We start from the raw sequence: 21,525 nt of genomic DNA on the forward strand, positions 1-21,525 counted from the left end.
TCACGGAAAATCACCCCTTGGTCGGCGGTCTCAATGACCAAGTGCAACACTTAACCCATCAGGTACGGTGTTGCCATGACCTACTGCTACCGCCATCTCACTGCTGAAGACCGAGCTGCCATCATGATGATGCGAACGACTCACTCGATCCGAGCTATCTCCTGTCATCTGGGCCGTGCCCCGAGTACCGTATCGCGTGAAATCGCTCGCCATACGATTGACTCCATCAAAGGCTACGATGCCAGTCTCGCCGGCTACCGGGCCCGCCTAACGCGTCATCGGCCACGTCAGCGCCCCAAGCTGCATCCCGACGGCGAGTTGTTCGAGGTCGTGGTCCATCTGCTGCGCAAGTACTGGTCACCGCAGCAAATAGCCCGCACACTGAAACGCATGTCTCCCAACGATTCACATCGACAAGTTTCTCATGAGGCCATCTACAACGCGCTCTATGTGATGCCCCGTGGCAGCCTCAAAAAAGAGCTCATCGCCTGTTTGCGGCAGGGCAACGGCAAGCGTCGGCCACGCAGCCGTGGCTCAGATCGACGCCAGCAGATTCCCGATCTGGTCAGTATCCACATGCGGCCGCCTGAGATCGAAGACCGCTTGATGCCTGGCCATTGGGAGGGCGACCTCATCATTGGCGCCAATAATCGCTCCGCGGTCGGTACATTGGTGGAGCGCACCACGCGGCTGGTGATCCTGGCGAAGGTGGATGGCACCACGGCGGCGGCGGTTGGCTTCAGCGACAAGCTCAATGAAGTGCCTCGATCCCTGCGTCTGTCCATGACGTACGACCCAGGCAGGGAGATGGTTAAACATGCCGAGATCACCCAAAAGACCGGTACGGCCATCTACTTCGCTGACCCGCATAGCCCATGGCAGCGGGGCTCGAATGAGAACACCAACGGGCTGTTACGGCAGTACCTGCCGAAAGGCACGGATCTCTCTGTCTACCGCCAGGAAGAACTCGACGCGATCGCGGACTCACTAAACACGCGGCCGCGCAAGACACTGGACTGGCGCACGCCACTGGAAGTGTACGCCGAGGTGCCCAAGAAATCGGTCGCCGGTCCCGGCACCCTTCAATAGCGTTGCACTTGGAACTTGAGACCGCCGATACTACTGCCAAGGTATTAATGATACTTGGACCATTTCACACCCCTCCCCAGCAACAACAATTCTTTTTCTGTCGTTAGGTCTACATTTTCACCAGCGATGGATGCCAAGTGTAACGGGTGGTCGGGCGACCGCCTTGAGTGGAAGAAGGAACCTCTAAAGCCATGAGATGCTGGTAGTCCACCAGTGTATCGAGCGCATCACGCACGGCCTCGGGGGAATCCAGCCCGATCCAGCCCTTGCGCTGCACGTCTCGACTGGTGAAGAAGGAAGGCAGTTTGTCACGTCGCTCATGAATCAACCGAGCGCCCTCGACACCACCATTGGAGGACATGCTGTAAATCCGTTCAGCATGGCTGCTCAGGTAGTATGCCCAGTCCATTGCCCGGGCGGTTGCCACCTCCCCTACGCTGCCACTTTGGTCGTCCAGCACCTCGAACAACAGCGCCAACCCTGCCACAGTTTGTGGCATCTTCAGCAGGTGGGACTCCAGCGCAGGATGAATATCACAACGCCGAGCTTGAGCCTGCAGCCTCTCCATCCAATCCACAAACATGGTTTGTGCTGCGGCTGTGAAGCGCCAGATAGGCGGCTGTTTATCCTGGGCGGGGAAGGGCAAGCCATGCAGCTTTTCGAAAGCCTGGTCGAACCGCTCACGGGCTTGTGCATTTGGTGCCCGGTCACGCCACCTCCAGCTCCCTGGGTCATCTGGCCATACAGCCAATTGCAAGCGTTGCACCAAGCCATCATCGACAGTACCTCGGATGGCAGCTCGCACCAACTGGGCAAGCTTGCTCGGCTGAATACCTCCAACCAGCGACAAGGTGCAATTCTCAATTTCGATGGTGCCCCGCCCGATGCGGTCATAGGTGTAACGACCGTTGCCGTCGAAGCACTCCAGATAGAAAGCACGGTCAACTTGATAGTCATCTTGAGCCAACTTGCTGAGCCAGCCAGCGAGCTCGTCTCGTACCAAGAGCAAGCCATTGGCGTTTTCATTTAGCAGCTCACCCAGTTTCTCGACAGTGGTGTCATTCACAATAATGCGCTGCCGAGTCGGCAGTTTTTTGGTTTCAGTACCTGCCAAGAGCTTCAAAGCCTGCTGCCGCTTGCCCTCTTTGAACAAGCCCTTGGCAGTCAACTCAACCTCTTTCCTTTCAAACTCACAAAGTTTCGACTCAGCCGCAAATGCTTTGGATTCCTGTTGCTGCTGCTGGCGAGCCTGGCGCTCGATATTATCAAGCGGACGCAGCGCCTCTTTGATGCTCGGCGACTTCATGGCTGAAGGCCGACCAATGATGATGCCCCATTGGTTAGGCGTCACAGTCCAGTCATCGTTCTGCTTGGGGCGAATCAGTAGCTTGCGTCCCAGCAACGCCGCCAGACCGCAAATAGTGGCAACGGCCACGAAGTCGGGCGGGCTTTGCTGGCGGTCGGCCACATCCATGACATAGTCGCGAACTGCCTCAGGCAGCATCCTCGAGTCGAAGGGCGCGACGGGGGGCAGACTAGTAGGCAACGGTTTGGGCAGCAGGTCGTCGGTCGCCTGCTGAATTGCTGCAAAGGTCGCATTCATACGGCTACCTCCCGGTCCAACAGGGCCAAGTCGTTGTAGTCGCTGGCGCCCTCGATACCATCCAGGGCCGGCCAGATCGCGCGCCCCCCCACTGCCTCGGCGGCCGCCCTGCCCTTGGTGACACCTGGATTGCCCACGGTGGCGTGGTCGTTATCGCAGGCGACGATGATGCTGGCGCCGGGATAGCGACTGCGAAGATAGCGGGCCACGGGCATCAGGTTGCCAGCATCCATCGCGCAGGCCACGGCCAAGCCAGTCTCCGCGTGCAGCGTCATACCGGTCGCCCAGCCCTCACAGATCAGCAGCGGTCGGTCGGTGTCGAAGGCTCCGATGGGGTGATAGCAGCCCTGCTTGCGGCCTCCTTTCAGAAAGCGCTTGGTGCCATCGGTGGCAATGGTCTGCACATTCACCAGCCGGGTGCCGTCGACCAGCGGCACCAGCATCAAGCTGCCCAGCTGGCGATTCGAGCCGGGCGCAACGCCCTTGCGCCGCAAATAGGCATGATCCTTTGTCGGCATTGCCTTTGCCCAAAGCTCATGAGCTCGCAAAGCGGTTTGAGCATGCTCCTGCTGGCGCTGGGCTTGCTGCACGCGGCGGGCCTTTTCGGCAGCTTGCCAGGCCCTATCACGATGCTCGCATTGTTGGCGCTCGTTCATCTTGTTATCGCCCACCGCTACGAGGTGGCGCTCGCCATTATCCCAGCGGCCAAGCACTGCAACGTCATGGCTGAGAGTCGCGGCATATCCGTCGAGGTCGTGTTTGCCAAGCGGTGCGAACCTCTGCCACCGCCCACGACCCCGCAGAACAACGTCCCGTCCATAGAGGTCACTCAGCGCCAGCAAAAGAGCGCTATCGATGGTGTAGTGTCGGGCATCAAACTCGATGATGCTGTCGTATGACGCCCGGCTCAGCTTGCCGGTCGTTGTCATTCCGAGGGTCATGAGCTCGCCCTCCCCGTCACACCCGCCTCAGCGGTGCTCGCGTAGCTACTACGTAACCGCCCGGTGAACCCATCTGCCGAAAGTACCTGAATTCCATCACAGTAGGTGCCCACCTATTAATAAGTGGACACCTACCATGACTGACTTAAGCGTGCCGGAAGCCCCTCGGAAGCGTCGTCGCTTCACCACCGCGTTCAAGGCAAGAATCGTTGAGGCCTGCCTGCAATCGGGTGCCTCCGTGGCCGGGGTTGCCCTGGAGCACAGCCTGAATGCCAACTTGGTCCACAAGTGGATCCGCGCCGCCCGCCAGCGGACTGCCGCGCCAGAAGCACCGGCGTTTGTGCCGGTGCCCATGGCCAGTGCCTCATTACCGGTCGCTCGCCAAAATCAGGTGACGGACCGTATTCGCCTCACGATCCCGCACCCCAACGGCCCGATGGTCATCGAGTGGCCTGCCTCGGAGGCCGACGCGTGTCGATCTCTGATCCGAGAGCTGCTCGCATGATCCGCATCGACGAGATCTGGTTGGCGACGGAGCCGTTGGATATGCGCGCCGGACCGGATACGGCACTGGCCCGGGTGGTGAAGGTCTTCGGTGCCGCCCGACCGCACTGTGCCTATCTGTTCGCCAACCGGCGCGGCAACCGTATGAAGGTGCTGGTTCACGATGGCCTGGGCATCTGGCTGTGCGCCCGGCGTCTGAACCAGGGCAAGTTCCACTGGGCCAGCCACCGGCACGGCGATCGCGTCGAGCTCTGCCCAGAGCAGGTCACGGCGCTGGTTCAGGGCCTACCCTGGCAACGTCTCGGCGCCGGTGGCGTGATCTCGGTGGTCTGACATACCGAGCCAGATAAGGCACAGAATCTCCCGGCTCGCTATTCGCTGAAGTGCCAATCCCACTCCCCACGGCAGGTTGGCATACTCAGCGAATGAACATGCCTCCCGACCTGTCTCAGCTCTCTCCCGATCAGCTCCGCCACCTGGCGGCAACGCTGATGACGCAGGTCGAGGAAAAGGATAAAGCGCTCCGCCACAGCGAGCAGGTCAATCAGAAGCTGACCTATGAACTGGCGCTGCTCAAGCGCCACGCCTTCGGCAAGCGCAGCGAGCAGCTCAACGTTCTGCAGATCAGTCTGCTGGAGGATGGGATGGATGCCGACATCGCCGCCATCGAGACTGAGTTGGAAGACCTGGTCACGACCGATGCGTCATCGGCGCCCAAGAAGACGCCCAAGCGCGCCCCCTTGCCTCCCGAACTGCCGCGCACCGAGATTCACCATGACCCAGAGAATGATCACTGCCCGTGTGGTTGTCAGCTGCGGCGGATCGGCGAGGAGGTCAGCGAGAAGCTCGACTACACGCCGGGCGTATTCCATGTCGAGCGCCATATCCGTGGCAAGTGGGTCTGTGATCACTGCGAGACACTGACCCAGGCGCCGATGCCGGCGCAGATCATCGACAAGGGCATCCCCACCGCCGGTCTGCTGGCCCAGGTGCTGATCGCCAAGTACGCCGATCACCTCCCACTGTATCGCCAGGAGCAGATCTTCTCCCGTGCCGGCGTGGCGATTCCGCGCTCCACTCTGGCCGAGTGGGTCGGCATCTGCGGCGTGCGGCTTCAGCCGCTGATCGATGCCCTACGTAAGCTGCTGCTCAGTGAGCCGGTGCTGCATGCCGACGAGACGCCGGTGCCGATGCTGGCCCCGGGCAAGAAGAAGACACATCGCGCCTACCTTTGGGCTTACGCCACCACGCCCTACGCCGGCCTGAAGGCCGTCGTCTACGACTTCAGCGAGGGACGCAGTGGTCAGCATGCCCGCGACTTCCTCGGCGAGTGGCGGGGCAAGCTGGTCTGCGACGACTACAGCGGCTACAAGCAAAGCTTCGCCAACGGCGTCACCGAGATCGGCTGCATGGCTCATGCGCGGCGCAAGTTCGTTGATCTGCATGTAGCCGGCAAGAGCCAGATCGCCGAGCAGGCCATCGAGCTGATCGGCCAGCTCTACCAACTAGAGCGCGAGGCCCAGCCATTGACCGAGGAAGAACGCCAGCGGTTACGCGACACTCGAGCCAGACCTCTCGCCGACACGCTGCACCGCTGGATGCTGGCCCACCGAGAAAAGGTGCCGAATGGTTCGGCGACGGCGAAAGCGCTGGACTACAGCCTGAAGCGTTGGGCGGCGTTGACGCGCTATCTGGATGACGGCCGACTACCTATCGATAACAACCGGGTCGAGAACCTGATCCGCCCTTGGGCGCTGGGCCGCAGCAACTGGCTATTCGCCGGGTCACTGCGCAGTGGCCAGCGCGCCGCTACCATCATGAGCTTGATCCAGTGCGCCAAGCTCAACGGCCACGAGCCCTATGCCTACCTGAAGGACGTGCTGGAACGGCTACCGACACACAAGGCCAGCCAGATCCACGAGCTTCTGCCCCATCACTGGCAGCACAACGTCTGATCACTGACAAGCGGTGTTTGGCGAACGCTTACGCTACTACCATCGGCGAGCCAATCGAGTACGTCCTTGAGCCGGTAGCGAATCGAACGGCCACGACGTACGAAGCGCGGACCAGGGCGTCCCAAAAGATTGCCAGTACAACGAGCCTTTCGAGCAGTTGTGGGTTGGGCGGGGATAAGTCCGGGGAAGACCGCTTGCTCAGGCAATTCGATCAATGCTGGATCAAAGCCGTCACGATAGCGAGCCAGGGCATTGGCCAGGATGTCGCGGGGGTCTTGAGTCTTGGTGGGCATCGAAGCGTTTCCTTGTTGATGATGTACGCTTCGATGATAAACATAGGTTTAATGAAGTTAGGTCCACTTGGACAGGGTATTGGTCCAGCATCAGTCCAACGGGGCTTCATGTACTGAAGGGAGTTGCTTGAATAACTCGCCCAAAGTATTACGGGCTGCTGGTGCTTTTACCCTCTGCGACTGGCAATCATCAAGCACTGCATCTGAGAGACGATAAGGGTTCTCTAAATCCTTCATGCCGTACTGTATAGCCAATAGAGCAGCGATAATGCGTTGATAGGTGACCTCACGCCTGGGGTTGAGATCGTCGTCATCAAGGACTTTCTTAGTTACTGGCATTGCACGAAGCGCCTCGGGAATGTCTTCACCCGCTATTCCCCTAGACTTCAACCAGCGGATTACATTCAGGCGAGGAAACCAAGCACACACCTCATGACGTTTCGGATCATACCCGCCCATGGTCCAGTCTGAATCGTTATTTAGGATGATCAACTTTTGCTCACTTGTGAATAATAATGCTCCCCCTTCGTCCGGCTCCAGCTCTCCAACTATGATGGCCTCCACCATAACCCTCTGCCAGTACGGCACGTTTTCGAGATCACACCTGTGGTAGTACCCACCCTCAGCCATAGCAGGATCGAGACCGGCCAGTAGGTAAGAAACATCATCGAAGCTTAACCGCCGAGCCACATGCTGCGGTGAAAGTGCCATAGCAAACTCCTTGCAACCTTCTATGGAAGATATTGACCAACGCAGATGGCAATTGCAGCGCTTTTTGGGGTGCCGTTGAGCTATCCGGAGAAAACGAGTACGTACCATCGGCGCTAGCCCTATCGAATCATGGGCTTTGCAGGGGTTCTTCGCCAGTTGTGTCAGTTCTGTCGGCACCCTGTCTCAGGGTTTTGCGTGCGAACACCTCAACCGCATCACGGGTATGGTCGGGGCTAAGGTGCGCATAGTGAGCAATTGTCGTCTGGATGTCTGAGTGCGCCATCAACTTTGAGACTGCCAGCAGATCCACGCCGGCCATCACCAGTTGACTGGCAAAGTGGTGCCGCAGGCTATATAGGTGCAGGTCATCAGGCAACCCCGCCAGCTTGCGCACGGTAGCCCAGGGTTTCTGCATCGCCGTCTTGTCCATACGCCGACCATTCCGCGCTGAGGGGAACACCAGCCCCGCCTTTGGTTCGCCCTGCTGATGGTGCCATCCCTTGAGGACGTCCAGGGCCGCCACTGACAACGGAAAGGTCATGGGATCGGGATGGTGATGGGCAGTTTTCTCTACCACCTTCCGAATAGTGGCAAAGGTCAGATTGACGTGTTCCCAGCGAAGCCCGGTGATATCACCCGGCCGGAAGCCGGTGTAGTACATCGTCAGAATCCACGGCTTCACGTGATCCACGTAAGTCACGCCTTCAAGATCGGGCAGATAGGCCTTGCCATGACAGCGGCTGCTGCGCCGCTGTTGGCGCCGATCGTCTTGATACGCTTCCAGCCCAAAAAACAGTGCCTCAACCTCCTCATCATCCAGATAGCGGCGGCTAACTGCTTGATCGGCCATGGCATCATCGGACATGGCGGGTTTTTGCAACTTCACTCCAGCTAGGGGGTTGGCTGGTATCACCTTGCGCTCGGCCGCATGTACCAGCAGAGCGTGCATAGCGTCATAGGAGCGCTTGAGACTGCCAAAGGCCAGCGGCTTGTCCTTGGACTCCTGCTCGGCCTGCCAGCGCTCCACTTGGTCGCGACTAAGGCTGCTCATCGATTTGTTGAGCCAACAGCTAAAATCTTTCTCGATTCTACGTAGCGTACCCTTGCCGTCTTTCTTGCGATTCTGGAAGGCGGTATAAGGACCAGCCAGATAAGCACCTAGCGTTTGCTGCTGCTGGCGCTGCTCCTCGATCCTGGCCTCCTCCAGCACGGCTCGGGGGTCGCCGCCTTGGGCCACGATAGCTAGCGCTTCGATGGCATTCTCGCGAGCTTGAGCTGCAGTGAGGGTGCCGTAACGGCCAATAGTCAGGATGCGCTGGCGGCCAGTCTTGGTCCGGTAGTACAGTCGGAAAGTCAGTCCACGCTTGCCAGGGCGGACATGATAGCCTGCTAGTTCGGTGTCGAAGACGTTATCAGTCGGCGGCGCCTTCGCAAGCCGCTCAAGCGTTCTGGCTGTCAGCTTCTGATTGGTTTTCCCTGACATGCTGGCCCCGTGTTCTAGGTAGCAAATAGGTAGCAGTTGTAGGATAGAACAGGATACGCTGGGCAACGAAGAAGAAACTGTGGTACTGTTTCAGGCTATTGATTTTAATTGATAAATGGTGCCAACTTGTTGCTCCTCATTTCTAGTCAAATACCGAGTGAACGCAATGGGGTTGCAGAGGTCGCTGGTTCGAATCCAGTCGCTCCGACCAGTAATATTAAAAGCCACTCGGCCTTGTCGAGTGGCTTTTTTCATTGTGTTACCGAATCTCACCCTCCCCCACAGTTACCAGCAGCAAACGCTACTCTCACTGAGCGCTCTGCTTTTTCATCCTGTACGTTTTTGGCGCCAGACCCGGGTGAAGGTCATTATCTTGGCAGGCATAAAAGGCAACACCGCCCAAGACTCACGGGCGGTGTTGCAATATTACTGATGGAAGCCATCAGTTCGCGTGGTTCGGACCACGATCCTGACTCCAAACATTAAGCGGCAGCGTCCATCTCACGCTCACGTTGCCGCAACAGCCCCCAAAGCGATACCAGCAAGAAAGCGTACATCATGGTGCCGCTGTTGTGCGTCAGGAAGGCCTGGGTCAGCCCATAGTCGATAAAGGCCACAGGAAGCAGCACACCAGCAGTAGCAATCGCATTGGTCGCTGAATCGTCAGCCCCTATTCGCTTGGCGAATAACCTCATGGGGACAAGGTAAAGGGCCAACAACGCGAACACTCCAAGAAGGCCACGCTTCGATGCAGCATCCAAAAACTCGTTATGCGGATGACCGTAGTGTGCACTCCTTTGCGTTATGATCCCCTGGTCCGCCAGCTCTCCCATTCGCTTGGCATAGCCCAGGTCCCCCCATCCCAATACCGGCCGCTCAAGGAATAGATGGCTCGAACCTTTCCATAATTCAAACCGATTCCCAACAGAGCTTGTTTTACCCTCGCCGTGAACGTAGAGGGCAATTTGGTTTACAGCTTCCTGGACTCGCTGCTGCACACCCATCTGGGGCAAAGTATATATAAGCCCCAAAGCCAAAATCACGGCACACCCAGCTCCTAGAATCTGCTTTCGCGTCAGAAAATGGCCATAACCTCTATACATCACCAACAGAACAAAGGGCAGGCCAACCCAACCGCCACGACTACCGGATAGCAGGGAGCCGAGGATGCCAGAAAGCCCCGCCACGACAAGCAGTGAGACCCAGGCACGATGACGGGGCTGAGCCGCAGCCCAACCGAGCCCCGCAAGGCTAAGCACCCCCATGAGCATGCTGAGATTGCCGAACTGAATGGCATTGGTTGATCCATCCGCGCGCGCGGCACCCTCAACAAACTTCTGCCATGCCGCCAAAGAGCCAGACCCCAGCGCGCCTATCGCCAATCCAGACCAAAATGCCATTTGACGAGGTGGATAGCGCAGCAGCACCAGCAACACAGGGATAGCCAGAAGGTATCGACTGGGTTTATCGAAACCGGAGGTGCCTTGCCCATCCAGCACCACCTCCAAGCACCCCACCAAGCCAAATACTGCAAGCGCCCCCATGATTAGGAAGTCTTCACGCTGGATGTCGGATACGGGGCGCGCAGCCCATATCGTGAGGCTGGCCAGCACCAGCAAAGCAGGCCCCACTGAATAGCCACTCGGTATCACCAGCGCCAATGCACTCAGCAGAAATACACAAGCGCTGGTAAAAATGATCATAAGGTGAGAAATGCCACGGGTAGAATCAGTGTTAGCGGAAGCAGGCATAGAGGGACCAGAAGCAGCAGTTTAGTGACTCTCAGGGGGTATCCGCTGAGCGCGCCAAATCGGTCGGCATCTTACCACCGGTCCCTCATTTAGCCCTACATGCGTGTTAGCCGCATCAAGCAATTTTCTCGTATTTGTCGATTTATTGCCCCCACTCCTAACGAGTCATCACTACCGCACAGAAGGCCAAATCAAGACGTGCTAGCCAACGCCTTGTCCACTTGTTCGATGGCTGCGGGGCCGATCCCCTTGATGTCCGCCAGAGTGCCGGCTGCATAACGGCTCTCAATGTCACTAACCATCACGGCCCCGTTTTCGGCCAGTGTTGCCATAACTTTTGTTGGCAGTTCCAGGTCTTCAACCCTCAGGCACTGGTTCTGCTGTCGCCAGCGAGCCGCCATGGCCTGAGAAGCATGCTCCACGAACTCGCCGTACTCGCTCTCGCGAACTCTGGTGATCAGGCCGCAGAATTCGAGCTCATGCTGGTCACTGTCGCTCAACGGAGTGCTACTGATAACGTAATGAGGCGGCTGAGCAATGTGGACCTGGTCATTGATCAGCGACACCTTGACCTTGCCATCGTCACTGGTGATCGACGGCGCATCTTCATCAGCGCCGCTATTGGCCGACTTGCCACGCTTGGCATCCTGCTTGGCACGTGCCTTTTGCAACTCTTCGCGCGCCAGGTGCTTGGCCTGCTTCGCGTCTTTCTTTGCGGCATCAAGTTTGTCACTGAGCTTGGCGTTGCGGGTACGCAACTGCTCGGCTTCGTGCTTGGCCTTGTCACGCGCCTTCTGGGCCTGCTGCGCCTCTTTCCTCAGCTGCTGAACGTCAGCCTTTAGCTCATCGACTTCCATCTGCAGCGTGATGGCACGAACCAGCGCGTCGTCCTGAGTATCTTGAGCGGCTGTATCGGTCATAGGATCTCCCTTGGTGGATCAAGAAAAAACCCCGCCCAGCCAAGGCTGGGCGGGGTGCGAAGCGAGCATTGGTAAACAGACCGACGGCAGATGCCGCCGATCATGAGCGATATGATAGCGGCGAACAGCTTGTTTTCAAGCCTGGCGTCAAAGCTGACATCAAAGCCATGGAGCCAGGTAGGCGAGACTGCCTCCTGACCCATGCACAAGACCCATGCACAAAATCCATGCACAAGCGATTCACCGAGCAGGCCGCCGAGCATCTAGCGTGAAACGATTTGGCGCGTTATCTGACATAGCCGTTTAATAGAATATCATGCACCTATAGCCCTTTTAGGCTATATATTTGACAAATAGCCATTTTAGGCTATTTTTATGGCAAACCATGCTATGAGAGAACGCCCCCATGAGGCAGCCCCTTGCCGTGCTGACCGGCGACATCATCGCATCACAGCGAATCAGCGATACGACTGCTCTCTACCAAATGCTGGATACCACCTTGGCACGCCTTGCCAACCACTATGGCGGCCGTTTCGAACGCTACCGGGGAGATGGCTTCCAACTGGCCATACCCGGCACCAGCGAAGCTCTGCATGCCGCGGTGGCTCTGCGTGCCGAGCTGATCATGCATTCACAAGACCAACGCTGGGATGCCCGAGTCGCGGTGGCCGTTGGTCATAACGAGTGGCAGCCCGACAGTCCCCTGGCATCCGCCGACGGGCCAGTATTCGTTGCATCAGGCAAGGCGCTTGATGCCATGAGCGAGAGTGAAGCCCACCTGGCGCTGATCGAGGCTAGGTCCCCTCATGACGCCGCCATGACGCTGCTGGTCCGCTATGTGGATGAGCTGATCGATGACTGGTCTCACTACTCAGCTGAGATCGCCTATCTGAGGTTATGGCACGACGAATCCCAGCAGGCCATGGCCGAGCGTCTAGGCATCCGCCAGCCAAGCGTACACAAGCGCCTGCGTGCCGCTCGCTGGGCCATGCTCGCCGATACTCTGGACTTTTTCCAACAGCGCCTGGCCACGGAGCAACCTGACTGATGACTTCCCCAGAAATGGCGACACTGCTCGGCTTGGTGCTAGGCCACATGAGTGGCGATTTTCTGCTTCAGCCGCGCCGATGGGTGGACTCAAAACAACGCCACAAGCGATTGTCGCCAGCCCTCTACTGGCATGCATGCCTGCACGGTTTGCTCACGGCTCTGGTGCTCACGCTCGCAGGGAGCGGGCCGGGCATAATTCTGGCCGGCACGCTTCTCGTGGCGACCAGCCATGCACTGATCGACCTTGGCAAGGCACACCTTGATTCGAACCGACTGCGGTGGTTCCTACTCGACCAGCTATTACACCTGCTGGTGCTACTCGGGCTTTGGCTTGCCTGGCTAGGCAGCCTACAGCCACTCTTTGAAGTCGCCGCCTGGATAACCACCCCACGAGCCCTGACGCTTGCTGGCGCCTACCTGCTAGTGACCCGACCGATGGCCATCGCCATAGCCCTGGCCATGCGCCCCTGGAGCGATGAAGTCAACGACCCCGGGACTCTGGCGGCGGCCGGAGCCCGCATCGGCATGCTCGAGCGCTTCCTGGTACTGACACTGGTGCTGCTGGACGAACTGACCGCCGTGGGCTTCCTGCTGACTGCCAAGTCAGTGCTGCGCTTCGGCGACCTGCGCGAAAGCAGCGATCGTAAGCTCACCGAGTACGTGCTTCTAGGCACCCTGCTCAGCGTGTCAGCCACTCTGGCTCTAGGCTTGCTGGTACGCAGTCTGCACCTGGGCTGATAGCTTCAAGCTAATAAACTCGAGCTAATTAAAGGCTATGTCCCTGTTACGTATTGCACGGGACGCCCGACCGCTTCCTGAAGACAGTGAACGGGCTGTATCGCCGTTGCATAGCGCTCCAGCAGGCGCCGCCAGCCGAGATAGTTGACGAGATACTTGGTGGCAACGCCATGAAACCGAGCGATCCAGCGCCTCAATCGGCTGTGGTAGGCATTCACGTTCTGGATATGAAAAGCGCCCGTCTGGACTCGCTGTCCGGGCTTGGCATGCACTACCCGATGGGTGATGCCGCACTCTCTGGCAAAGGCCGCGTACACACTGGCACCGTCCGTGCACAACACGGATTCGCGATCGATCAGGGGCGTTAGCGCCTCCCGCACATGCCGCGCGTCGAGTTTTTCCAGCTGGAAATCAGCCGTGTGGCCTGCTCGGTCACGCACCACCATGACCGGAATCTGGTCCGGTCCAGTGCCTCTTGTCGCCCCGACACCCCCTCGCTTGCGCGATGGCCGTGGCAGGAGACGTTGGCCTTTGAAGGATTCCAGGAAGAAGGTTTCGTCCGCCTCGACGATGCCGGCTTCGCGTGTGTCGCTATGCTCGGCGACCCGTGTCAGAAAACGATGTCGCCATCGCGAAGGCCGTATTCTTGCTGATCCCACAGCGGCGCGCGGCCTCTCTTACTGTGAGCCCTTCGATCAGGGCCTGGGAATAGGCCAGCCAGCACTCGGCATGACGAAGGCGCGCCAGTGGCGTGGCCGTCAAGGCATTGCAGGTACGATGGCACTCCCGGCACCGGTGGCGGTGCAACCCGCGGCTCCAGCCCCACGGAGCTAACGACGCGTCATTGGCTGCACAGTGTGGGCAGGCCTGGTGCGCTGGCAAGGTATCGAGGAGTGCGTCTTGCTGGGGTCGCTTTTGAAGCTGACACCGAAGCAGGTGCTTTTGCCTGGTGTTGAGTTGGGTCAGCTGGCCCAGCCAGTGCTGGAAGGCGTGAGCATCCATGAGCAGGTACCTCTTAAGGCAACTACTAACAGGATAGCCTTCCAACACGTAACGGGGACATAGCCTTTAAAATGACCGGTTGGGGGTAGTTGTCGTCAGCCTGACGACACGGCTTTTCCTCCTTGTAGTTGACGCTGGTAGGCGCGTTTCCGGTAGCTCTCTCCGCTCAGCTCCATCAGCGTGGCGTGGTGCACCAGCCGGTCGATGGCGGCCACGGCCATCATGCTGTCGGGGAAGATGCTGTCCCAGGCACTGAACGGCTGGTTGGCAGTGATGATCAGGCTGGCCGACTGGTCGCACACCTCCCCAATACTCACTGGGACGAACAACAGCGCCAGAGGAAGGCCTCAGATCTTGATGTCGTAGTCGACGTACTTGTGCATGAGCTCGTCGTAGGTGCCATCTTGCTTAATCTCACGCAGCGCCTCGTTGAACTGATCCGCCAGGGCTTCATTGCGAGGGTGGAAGGCCACCGCGACGCCATGCCCGAAGTAACGGTTGGGCTCGCGAATCAACGACGAGCTCGTGACGAAGTCACTGCCTTCAGCGTCGACGTCGAGCGATGATAGCGCCAGGGGGTAATACATGAAGGCGGCGTCGAGGCGCCCCGTCCTCACATCCAGCGCCAGGTCCTCGCCTGTCGAATAGCGCCGCACGTCGACGAGATCGCCGTAAGTATCGGTGATGTAATTGTCCCGGATAGTGCCTCGCTGCACGCCCACTGCCAGGCCTTCCAGCGCTGCAGTGTCCTCGATATCAATTTCCCGGCCTTCCTGGGTCACCCAGACACTGGGATTGCTATAGTAGGGCTCGGAGAACAGGACCTTATCGCGGCGTGCATCGGTGATCGCCATGGAGGACATGATGGCGTCGTATTTCCTGGCCAGCAGGCCGGGAATGATCCCGTCCCAGCCCTGCTCCACCCATTCGCATTCACGCTGGATGCGCCGGCAAACTTCCTCTCCCAGTTCCACTTCGAAGCCTGTCAGGGTGCCGTCGGGCAAGCGATATTCGAAGGGTTCAAAGGGAATATCCACGGCGAGCGTCAACGGGTCATCCGCGTGGGCCGGAGCAGCGATCAACAACGACGCCAACGCAGCGGCCAAGCCTGCAGTAACACGGGTCATGGTGACTTCCTTATCATTGTTAATATGAGGGATTAAGAAATTACCACGTCGACCTTGGCCCAGCCACGATCCAATGATCGTAGGTCGAGGCATCTCTGCCTCACTGCTGGACGCAGCACGTCTAGGGACTGCGTCACACCAACTCAAGATCCCGATCAGTACCTGGTTCCTATTGGCTCAGGCAAATGACTCACCTGAAGTTTTCGTGCATTAACCACACTCGGATCGATGAGACAGATGTGAATCGTCCCGGTTTTCGTAGAAACCTGCACGGCGTATTACCGAAAGAGTGAAGTGGGGCTCATCGACGGCCCGCTGAACCTATAGGTAGCTGGCGCACCGAAAAATGGTTCGGACAGTGCGGCGACTGGCAAGGCGGTGGAGTATCTCCTGAAGCGGTCGGTAGGACTAGATCGCCACCTAGTAGGAAATAGCTGCCGACCGACAACAATCGAGTCGAGGTGCCTGGTTCGACCCTGAATTCAAGCAACAAGCGCAGCGCTGGACGGTCACATCCATCCCCCAGCATTGACAGTCTGCTCGTGTCCGCCACCTGGCTCTTGTTGCCTACCTCGCCCTGTTCGCTATATCGCCCCACCTACCGCACTGACGGCCAACGAGAGCCCCATGGCCATCAACACATGGTGTGGGATGAAAAAGAATATCATCCTATGGTGGGCTATAACCCTTTGATTTCTGGTCAGGGGCAGCCATGCCGTCAAGGTAAAGTATCATCCTTTCTTGCTTGCCTTGCCTACTCGCGGAAAAGATCAGCGTGGCTACCAGTACGAGCCAAGTGCAGTTCGTCATCTACTACGCGATACAGCACCAACCAATCGGGTTCGATGTGGGCATCCCGGTAGTCCTTCCAGTTCCCCCGCAGCGGGTGATCCTGGTAGGTATCCGGCAAGGGAGCTTGCTCGAGCAGCAGGCCCAGGAGGTGCCGTAGCTTGTCCATGTCCTTGCCGCGCTTCTGGACCCGCTTCACATCGCGTTTGAACTGACTGGAACGGATTGGGGTCAGCATCAGATGCCCAGGTCCTCGAACAGTGCATCCGCACTATCAAAGCGCTTGCCCTTGCCAGCATCCAGCTCTTCCAGGGCCTTAGCCGTGGTGGCGTTGGGCACCTGCACGGCAAACGGCAGGCGCTTTTCGTCGGCGATCCGCAGCATCAGCAGGCGAATGGCGTCGGACACGGACAGACCCATGGCCTCCAGGGCGGCGGTGGCGCGCTCCTTGGTTTCGGTATCGATGCGGGCTCGGACCACAGTATCAGCACTCATGATTATTCTCCCTCTCTATCGTGGCTACATCGTAGCTACATCATAGCCGGGCTAGGCCACCTTGTCATCACCGGAGGGTGACTCTCTATTTTCTAGGATGACACTTTGTTTTCATCCCACACATGGGTTTATGACGCCCAAGACGGCCTTACTGCGTCGCCACACATGACCAGCGGTTGCCGAAGTGGTCCCCGAAATTCGGACCAGGTCTGAACAATGGGGTCAGTTCAGTGCGGAAGGCTTCCTCGCTCACGACGCCGTTCAGGTTATGTGTGAACTCCTCTCTCCAGCCTGCCTATCAGATCCAGTACCTGATGAGGATCTTCTCGCATGACATCGATGGGGCGCTTCCAGCCGAGGCCTTTTACCTCGCTATATAGCCAACGCTCTGCCGCAGCTCGATTACCTTCGAAAAGTTCGATTGCTGCCCGCCAGACGGCGATTGCGATCTCCCCTACTGGCTCGGCAGCGCCATATATCGTCCAATCTTCCGCTTCTGCAGCTGGCTCTAGCGGGGCCTCGTACTTGATGACACTACCCCGTAACCGAACACGCGGTGTATTGCGTTCAGTCGTCATCGCAACCTCCAGTCAGAGACTCGCGGGTGAGGATAAGTACCTAGCTGACGCTGACCACCGGCGTGAGAACGGGCACCGAGGGAAGGGTCACTCACGTCGCCGGGCGACATGCCGGTATTCAGGATTATCAGTTACTTCTCTCAGTACTTAACTCTTGGCACGCAGGACTCGGACATCAGCCAGCGCAAGGCCCGTCGCCTCCGCGATCTGTTCATCCGTCAGCACACCCAACTGAATAAGGTTACGAGCTGTCTGTTCAGCACGCAGTTGCTCACCTTCCTGGCGACCTTCCTGCCGCTCTTTCTTCGCCCAGTTTTCCAGATTTTCTGCCAGCATGTCTCTATCCTCCACCAAGCTGTTGAGCTGCTCAAGGTTAACGCCAGCCCCGAGCCATTGAAGATGGCGCTTCAACCAGCGGGTGATGATGGCGTCCGTACGTTCCTTGTGGGGATCATTCTGGATGATCCCCACAACCCGATCGACGGCCCGTTGTAGGGCCTCTCGACTGCCCACGGCATTTTCGATACCGAACACCCCACTCAGTGGGGTCTGCCGCTGCCCTAGTTCCTCGGCAGTATAGCGGCCCTCATCGATTAGGTAGTATCGCAGGTGCGGCTGATAGACCCGGAGAAAGGCTGGTGGTTCCGGCTGTACCATGTCGTAGATGTCTTGCGGTGCCGTCCAGCGATCCGAGCCGTTGTAAAGCACGATGGGCAACACCGGTGGCAACCCTTGGCGCGGCGTCGTGACATGGGCCTTGAGCAGGTGGTCAATTCGGAAAATGCGCGGGTCCGACTGATCCTGAATCCCATATCGTCGCTGGGGATATAGGGGATAGTCGAGACAGGGTCATAGGCCGGCGCGAGTGAGGCGTTTTGCCGTTCGGGATAAATAAGTGACCAGTTCTTCTTGTGCATATTGCCGTTTCCCGTCAGAACGCAGAACACAAGACCCCGGATGAATTCAGCGATATCGGGATCGCTGGTCTCGGCGGCGAGCACCTATGCGATATTGAATAGGGCTGCCGTTTTGCCCTTACCCAGTAATCGGTCACGCCATTCAGCAGGGCTAGCTCGGCGATCGAGGCGCTCCCCCTGAAGTGGGCCTTAAGGACGGTGATGATCCGCGTTTCGGAATGACGGTATCGAGTCATCGCGAGACCTCCTGCTATCAGGGTAAACGTAGCGAAAATCTCAAATTGCCAGTGGACCGGTTTTTTTGGGGGGGGGGGGGGGAGAAGGTCAATTACGCAGCTGGCCTTGGCATGGCCTTCCAGCAGCATATTAAGCCCGACCAACCCGCCAGGCACGGATACCGCTTATGTCACGACTGCCCCTCTGAGCAGAATTCACACGGACTTCTCACACCAACTATTCCACTGGCGCGAACAGTAACGCCAGATCCTCTTCATCGAACAGGGGACCATCGCTCTTCTGTTCCCTACCACCCTCCAGGATCGAGGCGGCCAGGTCCGCCTTGCGCGCCTGCAGGTCGAGAATGCGCTCCTCCACGGTGCCGGCACATACCAGCTTGTAGACGAACACCGGATTCTGCTGTCCCATGCGATGAGCACGTCCGGTCGCCTGAGCTTCCACCGCAGGGTTCCACCAAGGATCATAGTGAATCACGGTATCTGCTGTGGTGAGATTGAGACCGGTGCCGCCGGCCTTGAGGCTGATCAGGAAGACCGGGACCTCGCCCTGCTGGAACAGCGCTACCCGCTGGGTGCGGGTCTTGCCCGGAGTGTCGCCAGTAAGAGTCGTGTAGGGGATGTGGTCGTCTTCCAACGCCTGGCCAATCAGCCCGAGCATTTCGGTGAACTGCGAGAAGATCAGGATCCGGCGCCCGTCCTCGATCAGCGGCGGCAGCAACTCACGCAACTGCTCCAGCTTGGCTGAGCGGCGCACCTCTTTCGCGCTGTCCAGCTTGACCAGGCGAGGGTCACAGCAGGCCTGACGCAGCTTAAGCAGCGCATCCAACATCACGATACCGGAACCGGCCAGGCCACGCTCGGCGATGGCCTCTTGCACCCGTTGGTGCTGGGCCAGGCGCAGGCTCTCATAGAGATCGCGCTGGCCACCGGTCAGCGCGATCTCGCGACGCGTCTCGGTCTTATCAGGTAACTCACTCAGCACCTGCTGCTTGGTTCGGCGCAGCATCAGAGGCGCGATGCGCCGCGAAAGGCTCTGGCTCAGCGATACGTCGCCGTCCTTCTCGATCGGGGCGCGAAAACGCTGCCCAAACCACTGCTGGCTGCCCAACGCCCCCGGTGCCACCACATCGAGCTGGGCCCACAGCTCGCCCAGATGGTTCTCCAACGGCGTCCCTGTCATCGCCAACGCTCGTTCTACGGTGAGCTCGCGTACAGCACGCGCTGTCTGGCTCGCCGCATTCTTGATCGCCTGAGCCTCATCAAGCACTAATAGACCAAACGTCTGTTCTTGCAACAAGACCACATCGCGCATCAGCAACGGGTAGGTAGTTATCACCATATCGGCCATGGGTAGGGACTTCTCGATCTGCTGATGACGCTGGATTTTACTGCCCTGCAAGACAATTACCTTCAAACTCGGGGCGAACCGTGCGGCTTCAGCACACCAGTTGCCCACCAGGCTTGTAGGCGCTACCACTAGTACTGGCCCTTCCAGCGCACCACGGGCATGCTCATCGAGTACATGTGCCAGCACCTGAACTGTCTTGCCAAGCCCCATATCGTCGGCGAGGATACCTCCCGTGCCGAGCTCGGAGAGAAAGCGCAACCAGGCCACACCTCGAGACTGATAGTCACGCAGCTCTCCGGCAAACCCTGATGGTTGGGGGACGCTGACGGGGAGCTCCCGTAGGCGTTGAGCCAAAACGGTTACGTTCTCGCGTCCCGCCCAGTGTTCTTGTTCAGCCAAGGGCGCAAGCTGCTCGGCCGTTGTCAGTGGCAGCTTGAGCGCCTCCTCGGGATCGCTTTCATCTTCCAACCAGTCGAGGATCGGCGACATTAGCGCCCGCAGCTTGGCCAGAGGCAGCACCAGCTGCCGGTTATCCGGCAGGCTCAGCGTCCAGGTCGCGTCTTTAGATTCCTCCTCACAGGGTTCCAACGGAAAATCCTCACGCATCAACAGCTGGCGTAGGATCGGCAGTAGGTTCAGCCGCTCCCCTGCCACCTCGATATCCAGCGCCAGATCGAACCACCCATTGCCCGCTGGCTCCAGTTCGCCATGCCAGCTATCCGGCTCGAGGCGAATTGGCTCATCGGGAAAGTCATCGCTGAACACGACCAGGCAACCCGCCTGACGCAGCTGGGCGATCATGTCCCACCAACCATCGGGGTCCGCCAGATGGGTCGGCCACTCCACGGCGCTGGTCGGAGGCGTTTCATCGATGGGCAGCAGAAACGTCCAGGGGGGCAATTCAAGATGGTCCGGCATCCTCTGCAGCTCGGCCAGCCGCTCCAGCGTCACCATCCCAGGCGGCAGGGCGCGCACCAATGCCAGCTCCGCCTGCGGATCGCGCACCACCGTCAGCCGCCGACCATTTCGGTAGCCCTTAGCGACCTCGCCTTCTTCAGGAGGCACCTCGATTCCGTCATAGTCAAAGCTGACGACCGCCGCTCCTGTCTGGATCCAACGAGGTAACGGCGCACCATGACGGAAGCCAATTTGGCCTTCAGCCACTACCATGGTCACCTTGAGCCGCGGCGCCACGTCCTCCAGAGTGTGCTCTGACACTTGGCTAGGCGCCGGAAATGCCGCCCCCGCCCTCTTCGACTCACGCAACCGCTCTGCTAACCAGTCACTGATCTCGGGTGGTACCGACGGCGCCCGACGTAACATGGCAAACAGGTCTGGATCGCCGTCCATTCGGCCAAACTGGCCACGCTCGGGATCGAGATAGCAGAGCTCACGACCAGCTCTAAGAATGATGGCCTCGGAGGAAAGCATGTCGGGAGGCATCGTCGACACTTGCAGTTGCTGGACGCCCTGGTCATCTACCTGCCAGCTGGGCGCCAGGCGGCACTCAGGGCCATGCTCCAGCTGAGGGCCTGTCTGCTTGCCGTAAAACAATAGCGGCGGCGTATTGCTGTCTAGTAATGCCCATAACGCCCGCGCCTGAAACGGTTGTGATATCAGCGCCCATGGCGGCTGACCGCTCGACCAGGGCATCTCTACCTTGCCGTGCATCAGCAGATCAATCGCGTCTTCTTGCTCGGCCAGCCAGCCCGCCTCAGGGGCCGGCACTAACTCTCCCGAGGCACTGACTTCGATGTGGCGGGGAGAGACCCATCCCGTTCCGCGGCTGCGTTGTTTGGAGGGTCGCAACCACACTGGAATCACCGTCAACGTAGGCACATGGGCATGTCGACCGCCGCGATCCAAGAACAGTCCTAGTCGATACTTGGCGTCAACGCGTTGCCCCTCGGCCAGTGACGTCTCGGTCAGCTCCCATTGACTAATCCAATGATCCCACTGCTGCTTGAGCGCACTCGTCTCATCCACGTTTGATGG

The 21,525-nt window shown here is 58.8% G+C and carries 20 protein-coding genes and 3 pseudogenes; 7 read left to right on the forward strand and 16 right to left on the reverse strand.

Features of this window, described 5'->3' with window-relative positions:
* Positions 1-75: 75 nt before the first annotated feature.
* Positions 76-1,089 carry an IS30 family transposase gene (locus Q2K57_RS16555; protein ID WP_304525733.1) on the forward strand — a complete coding sequence of 338 codons (1,014 nt, stop codon included), beginning with the start codon at positions 76-78 and terminating at the stop codon, positions 1,087-1,089.
* Positions 1,090-1,198: 109 nt separating this feature from the next.
* Here Q2K57_RS16555 and Q2K57_RS16560 read toward each other — a convergent pair whose 3' ends face one another.
* Positions 1,199-2,692, reverse strand: coding sequence for a YfjI family protein (locus Q2K57_RS16560; protein ID WP_304525734.1), 1,494 nt, complete (start codon positions 2,690-2,692; stop codon positions 1,199-1,201).
* On the reverse strand, positions 2,689-3,210 hold the full coding sequence (locus Q2K57_RS16565) for a toprim domain-containing protein (RefSeq protein ID WP_304525735.1): 522 nt from the start codon (positions 3,208-3,210) through the stop codon (positions 2,689-2,691). Before Q2K57_RS16565 ends, Q2K57_RS16560 begins: the two co-directional genes overlap by 4 nt.
* Before the next feature lie 42 nt (positions 3,211-3,252).
* Between Q2K57_RS16565 and Q2K57_RS16570 the strand changes: the two genes are divergently transcribed.
* The 4 genes from Q2K57_RS16570 (at position 3,253) to Q2K57_RS16585 (ending at position 6,092) form a co-directional block, all read left to right on the forward strand.
* Positions 3,253-3,591 carry a hypothetical protein gene (locus Q2K57_RS16570; RefSeq protein WP_304525736.1) on the forward strand — a complete coding sequence of 113 codons (339 nt, stop codon included), beginning with the start codon at positions 3,253-3,255 and terminating at the stop codon, positions 3,589-3,591.
* Positions 3,592-3,769: 178 nt separating this feature from the next.
* Entirely contained in the window at positions 3,770-4,138 is a 369-nt protein-coding gene (locus tag Q2K57_RS16575; RefSeq protein ID WP_304524917.1) for a transposase, read from the forward strand.
* Positions 4,135-4,470 (forward strand): IS66 family insertion sequence element accessory protein TnpB, encoded by a 336-nt coding sequence (gene tnpB, locus Q2K57_RS16580; protein WP_304524918.1) that lies wholly within the window; start codon positions 4,135-4,137, stop codon positions 4,468-4,470. Before Q2K57_RS16575 ends, tnpB begins: the two co-directional genes overlap by 4 nt.
* 92 nt (positions 4,471-4,562) lie before the next feature.
* Positions 4,563-6,092 (forward strand): IS66 family transposase, encoded by a 1,530-nt coding sequence (locus tag Q2K57_RS16585; RefSeq protein WP_304524919.1) that lies wholly within the window; start codon positions 4,563-4,565, stop codon positions 6,090-6,092.
* Here Q2K57_RS16585 and Q2K57_RS16590 read toward each other — a convergent pair.
* The 5 genes from Q2K57_RS16590 to Q2K57_RS16610 all read right to left on the reverse strand — a co-directional run bounded on the left by Q2K57_RS16590 (position 6,071) and on the right by Q2K57_RS16610 (position 11,250).
* Positions 6,071-6,385, reverse strand: a complete 315-nt coding sequence (locus tag Q2K57_RS16590; RefSeq protein WP_304525737.1) for a hypothetical protein — start codon at positions 6,383-6,385, stop codon at positions 6,071-6,073. The two genes, Q2K57_RS16585 and Q2K57_RS16590, sit on opposite strands and share 22 nt — an antisense overlap.
* A 90-nt stretch (positions 6,386-6,475) precedes the next feature.
* A complete protein-coding gene (locus tag Q2K57_RS16595; protein WP_304525738.1) occupies positions 6,476-7,096 on the reverse strand; it encodes a hypothetical protein in 621 nt (206 codons plus the stop codon).
* A 127-nt stretch (positions 7,097-7,223) separates the two neighbouring features.
* Positions 7,224-8,579 (reverse strand): site-specific integrase, encoded by a 1,356-nt coding sequence (locus tag Q2K57_RS16600; RefSeq protein WP_304525739.1) that lies wholly within the window; start codon positions 8,577-8,579, stop codon positions 7,224-7,226.
* Between the two features lie 482 nt (positions 8,580-9,061).
* The gene (locus tag Q2K57_RS16605; RefSeq protein ID WP_304525740.1) at positions 9,062-10,282 is read right to left on the reverse strand and encodes an O-antigen ligase; all 1,221 of its coding nucleotides are present in this window, start codon (positions 10,280-10,282) and stop codon (positions 9,062-9,064) included.
* Between the two features lie 239 nt (positions 10,283-10,521).
* The gene (locus tag Q2K57_RS16610) at positions 10,522-11,250 is read right to left on the reverse strand and encodes a hypothetical protein (RefSeq protein WP_304525741.1); all 729 of its coding nucleotides are present in this window, start codon (positions 11,248-11,250) and stop codon (positions 10,522-10,524) included.
* A 406-nt stretch (positions 11,251-11,656) separates the two neighbouring features.
* Here Q2K57_RS16610 and Q2K57_RS16615 point away from each other — a divergent pair, with 406 nt between their 5' ends.
* Together Q2K57_RS16615 and Q2K57_RS16620 are read left to right on the forward strand one after the other, a co-directional pair.
* A complete protein-coding gene (locus Q2K57_RS16615) occupies positions 11,657-12,298 on the forward strand; it encodes a hypothetical protein (RefSeq protein ID WP_304525742.1) in 642 nt (213 codons plus the stop codon).
* On the forward strand, positions 12,298-13,038 hold the full coding sequence (locus tag Q2K57_RS16620; RefSeq protein ID WP_304525743.1) for a DUF3307 domain-containing protein: 741 nt from the start codon (positions 12,298-12,300) through the stop codon (positions 13,036-13,038). Before Q2K57_RS16615 ends, Q2K57_RS16620 begins: the two co-directional genes overlap by 1 nt.
* Before the next feature lie 35 nt (positions 13,039-13,073).
* Here Q2K57_RS16620 and Q2K57_RS16625 read toward each other — a convergent pair.
* The 9 genes and pseudogenes from Q2K57_RS16625 to Q2K57_RS16660 all read right to left on the reverse strand — a co-directional run bounded on the left by Q2K57_RS16625 (position 13,074) and on the right by Q2K57_RS16660 (position 21,516).
* Positions 13,074-14,040 (reverse strand): annotated as a pseudogene (locus Q2K57_RS16625) (IS1595 family transposase).
* Between the two features lie 95 nt (positions 14,041-14,135).
* Positions 14,136-14,324: pseudogene (locus Q2K57_RS16630) on the reverse strand (ATP-binding protein); the annotation flags it as partial.
* Between the two features lie 63 nt (positions 14,325-14,387).
* The gene (locus tag Q2K57_RS16635) at positions 14,388-15,167 is read right to left on the reverse strand and encodes a transporter substrate-binding domain-containing protein (protein WP_304525744.1); all 780 of its coding nucleotides are present in this window, start codon (positions 15,165-15,167) and stop codon (positions 14,388-14,390) included.
* A gap of 754 nt (positions 15,168-15,921) precedes the next feature.
* Positions 15,922-16,194 carry a type II toxin-antitoxin system YafQ family toxin gene (locus Q2K57_RS16640; protein WP_304525745.1) on the reverse strand — a complete coding sequence of 91 codons (273 nt, stop codon included), beginning with the start codon at positions 16,192-16,194 and terminating at the stop codon, positions 15,922-15,924.
* Positions 16,194-16,451: a type II toxin-antitoxin system RelB/DinJ family antitoxin gene (locus Q2K57_RS16645; RefSeq protein ID WP_369700275.1), complete on the reverse strand. Its 258-nt coding sequence runs from the start codon at positions 16,449-16,451 to the stop codon at positions 16,194-16,196. The genes Q2K57_RS16640 and Q2K57_RS16645 overlap by 1 nt, the downstream gene beginning before the upstream one ends.
* 266 nt (positions 16,452-16,717) lie before the next feature.
* Entirely contained in the window at positions 16,718-17,029 is a 312-nt protein-coding gene (locus Q2K57_RS16650; RefSeq protein WP_304525746.1) for an antitoxin Xre/MbcA/ParS toxin-binding domain-containing protein, read from the reverse strand.
* A 147-nt stretch (positions 17,030-17,176) separates the two neighbouring features.
* On the reverse strand, positions 17,177-17,836 hold the full coding sequence (locus Q2K57_RS16655) for an Rpn family recombination-promoting nuclease/putative transposase (protein ID WP_369700315.1): 660 nt from the start codon (positions 17,834-17,836) through the stop codon (positions 17,177-17,179).
* 23 nt (positions 17,837-17,859) lie between these two features.
* A pseudogene (locus Q2K57_RS18385) lies at positions 17,860-18,030 on the reverse strand (HipA domain-containing protein); the annotation flags it as partial.
* A 369-nt stretch (positions 18,031-18,399) separates the two neighbouring features.
* A complete protein-coding gene (locus Q2K57_RS16660) occupies positions 18,400-21,516 on the reverse strand; it encodes a DEAD/DEAH box helicase (RefSeq protein ID WP_304525747.1) in 3,117 nt (1,038 codons plus the stop codon).
* Positions 21,517-21,525 lie beyond the last annotated feature (9 nt).

It is taken from the genome of Halomonas sp. I5-271120 (assembly GCF_030553075.1).
GTDB lineage: Bacteria > Pseudomonadota > Gammaproteobacteria > Pseudomonadales > Halomonadaceae > Onishia > Onishia taeanensis_A.

Excerpts from the sequence above, each read along its gene's own strand:
- Q2K57_RS16605 (WP_304525740.1), bottom strand. The coding sequence starts at position 10,282 with ATGATCATTTTTACCAGCGCTTGTGTATTTCTGCTGAGTGCATTGGCG.
- Q2K57_RS16575 (WP_304524917.1), top strand. The coding sequence starts at position 3,770 with ATGACTGACTTAAGCGTGCCGGAAGCCCCTCGGAAGCGTCGTCGCTTC.
- Q2K57_RS16560 (WP_304525734.1), bottom strand. The coding sequence starts at position 2,692 with ATGAATGCGACCTTTGCAGCAATTCAGCAGGCGACCGACGACCTGCTG.
- Q2K57_RS16620 (WP_304525743.1), top strand. The coding sequence starts at position 12,298 with ATGACTTCCCCAGAAATGGCGACACTGCTCGGCTTGGTGCTAGGCCAC.
- Q2K57_RS16640 (WP_304525745.1), bottom strand. The coding sequence starts at position 16,194 with ATGCTGACCCCAATCCGTTCCAGTCAGTTCAAACGCGATGTGAAGCGG.
- Q2K57_RS16610 (WP_304525741.1), bottom strand. The coding sequence starts at position 11,250 with ATGACCGATACAGCCGCTCAAGATACTCAGGACGACGCGCTGGTTCGT.
- Q2K57_RS16645 (WP_369700275.1), bottom strand. The coding sequence starts at position 16,451 with ATGAGTGCTGATACTGTGGTCCGAGCCCGCATCGATACCGAAACCAAG.
- Q2K57_RS16590 (WP_304525737.1), bottom strand. The coding sequence starts at position 6,385 with ATGCCCACCAAGACTCAAGACCCCCGCGACATCCTGGCCAATGCCCTG.
- Q2K57_RS16585 (WP_304524919.1), top strand. The coding sequence starts at position 4,563 with ATGAACATGCCTCCCGACCTGTCTCAGCTCTCTCCCGATCAGCTCCGC.
- Q2K57_RS16650 (WP_304525746.1), bottom strand. The coding sequence starts at position 17,029 with ATGACGACTGAACGCAATACACCGCGTGTTCGGTTACGGGGTAGTGTC.
- Q2K57_RS16635 (WP_304525744.1), bottom strand. The coding sequence starts at position 15,167 with ATGACCCGTGTTACTGCAGGCTTGGCCGCTGCGTTGGCGTCGTTGTTG.
- Q2K57_RS16570 (WP_304525736.1), top strand. The coding sequence starts at position 3,253 with ATGCTCCTGCTGGCGCTGGGCTTGCTGCACGCGGCGGGCCTTTTCGGC.
- tnpB (WP_304524918.1), top strand. The coding sequence starts at position 4,135 with ATGATCCGCATCGACGAGATCTGGTTGGCGACGGAGCCGTTGGATATG.
- Q2K57_RS16555 (WP_304525733.1), top strand. The coding sequence starts at position 76 with ATGACCTACTGCTACCGCCATCTCACTGCTGAAGACCGAGCTGCCATC.
- Q2K57_RS16615 (WP_304525742.1), top strand. The coding sequence starts at position 11,657 with ATGAGGCAGCCCCTTGCCGTGCTGACCGGCGACATCATCGCATCACAG.
- Q2K57_RS16565 (WP_304525735.1), bottom strand. The coding sequence starts at position 3,210 with ATGCCGACAAAGGATCATGCCTATTTGCGGCGCAAGGGCGTTGCGCCC.
- Q2K57_RS16600 (WP_304525739.1), bottom strand. The coding sequence starts at position 8,579 with ATGTCAGGGAAAACCAATCAGAAGCTGACAGCCAGAACGCTTGAGCGG.
- Q2K57_RS16595 (WP_304525738.1), bottom strand. The coding sequence starts at position 7,096 with ATGGCACTTTCACCGCAGCATGTGGCTCGGCGGTTAAGCTTCGATGAT.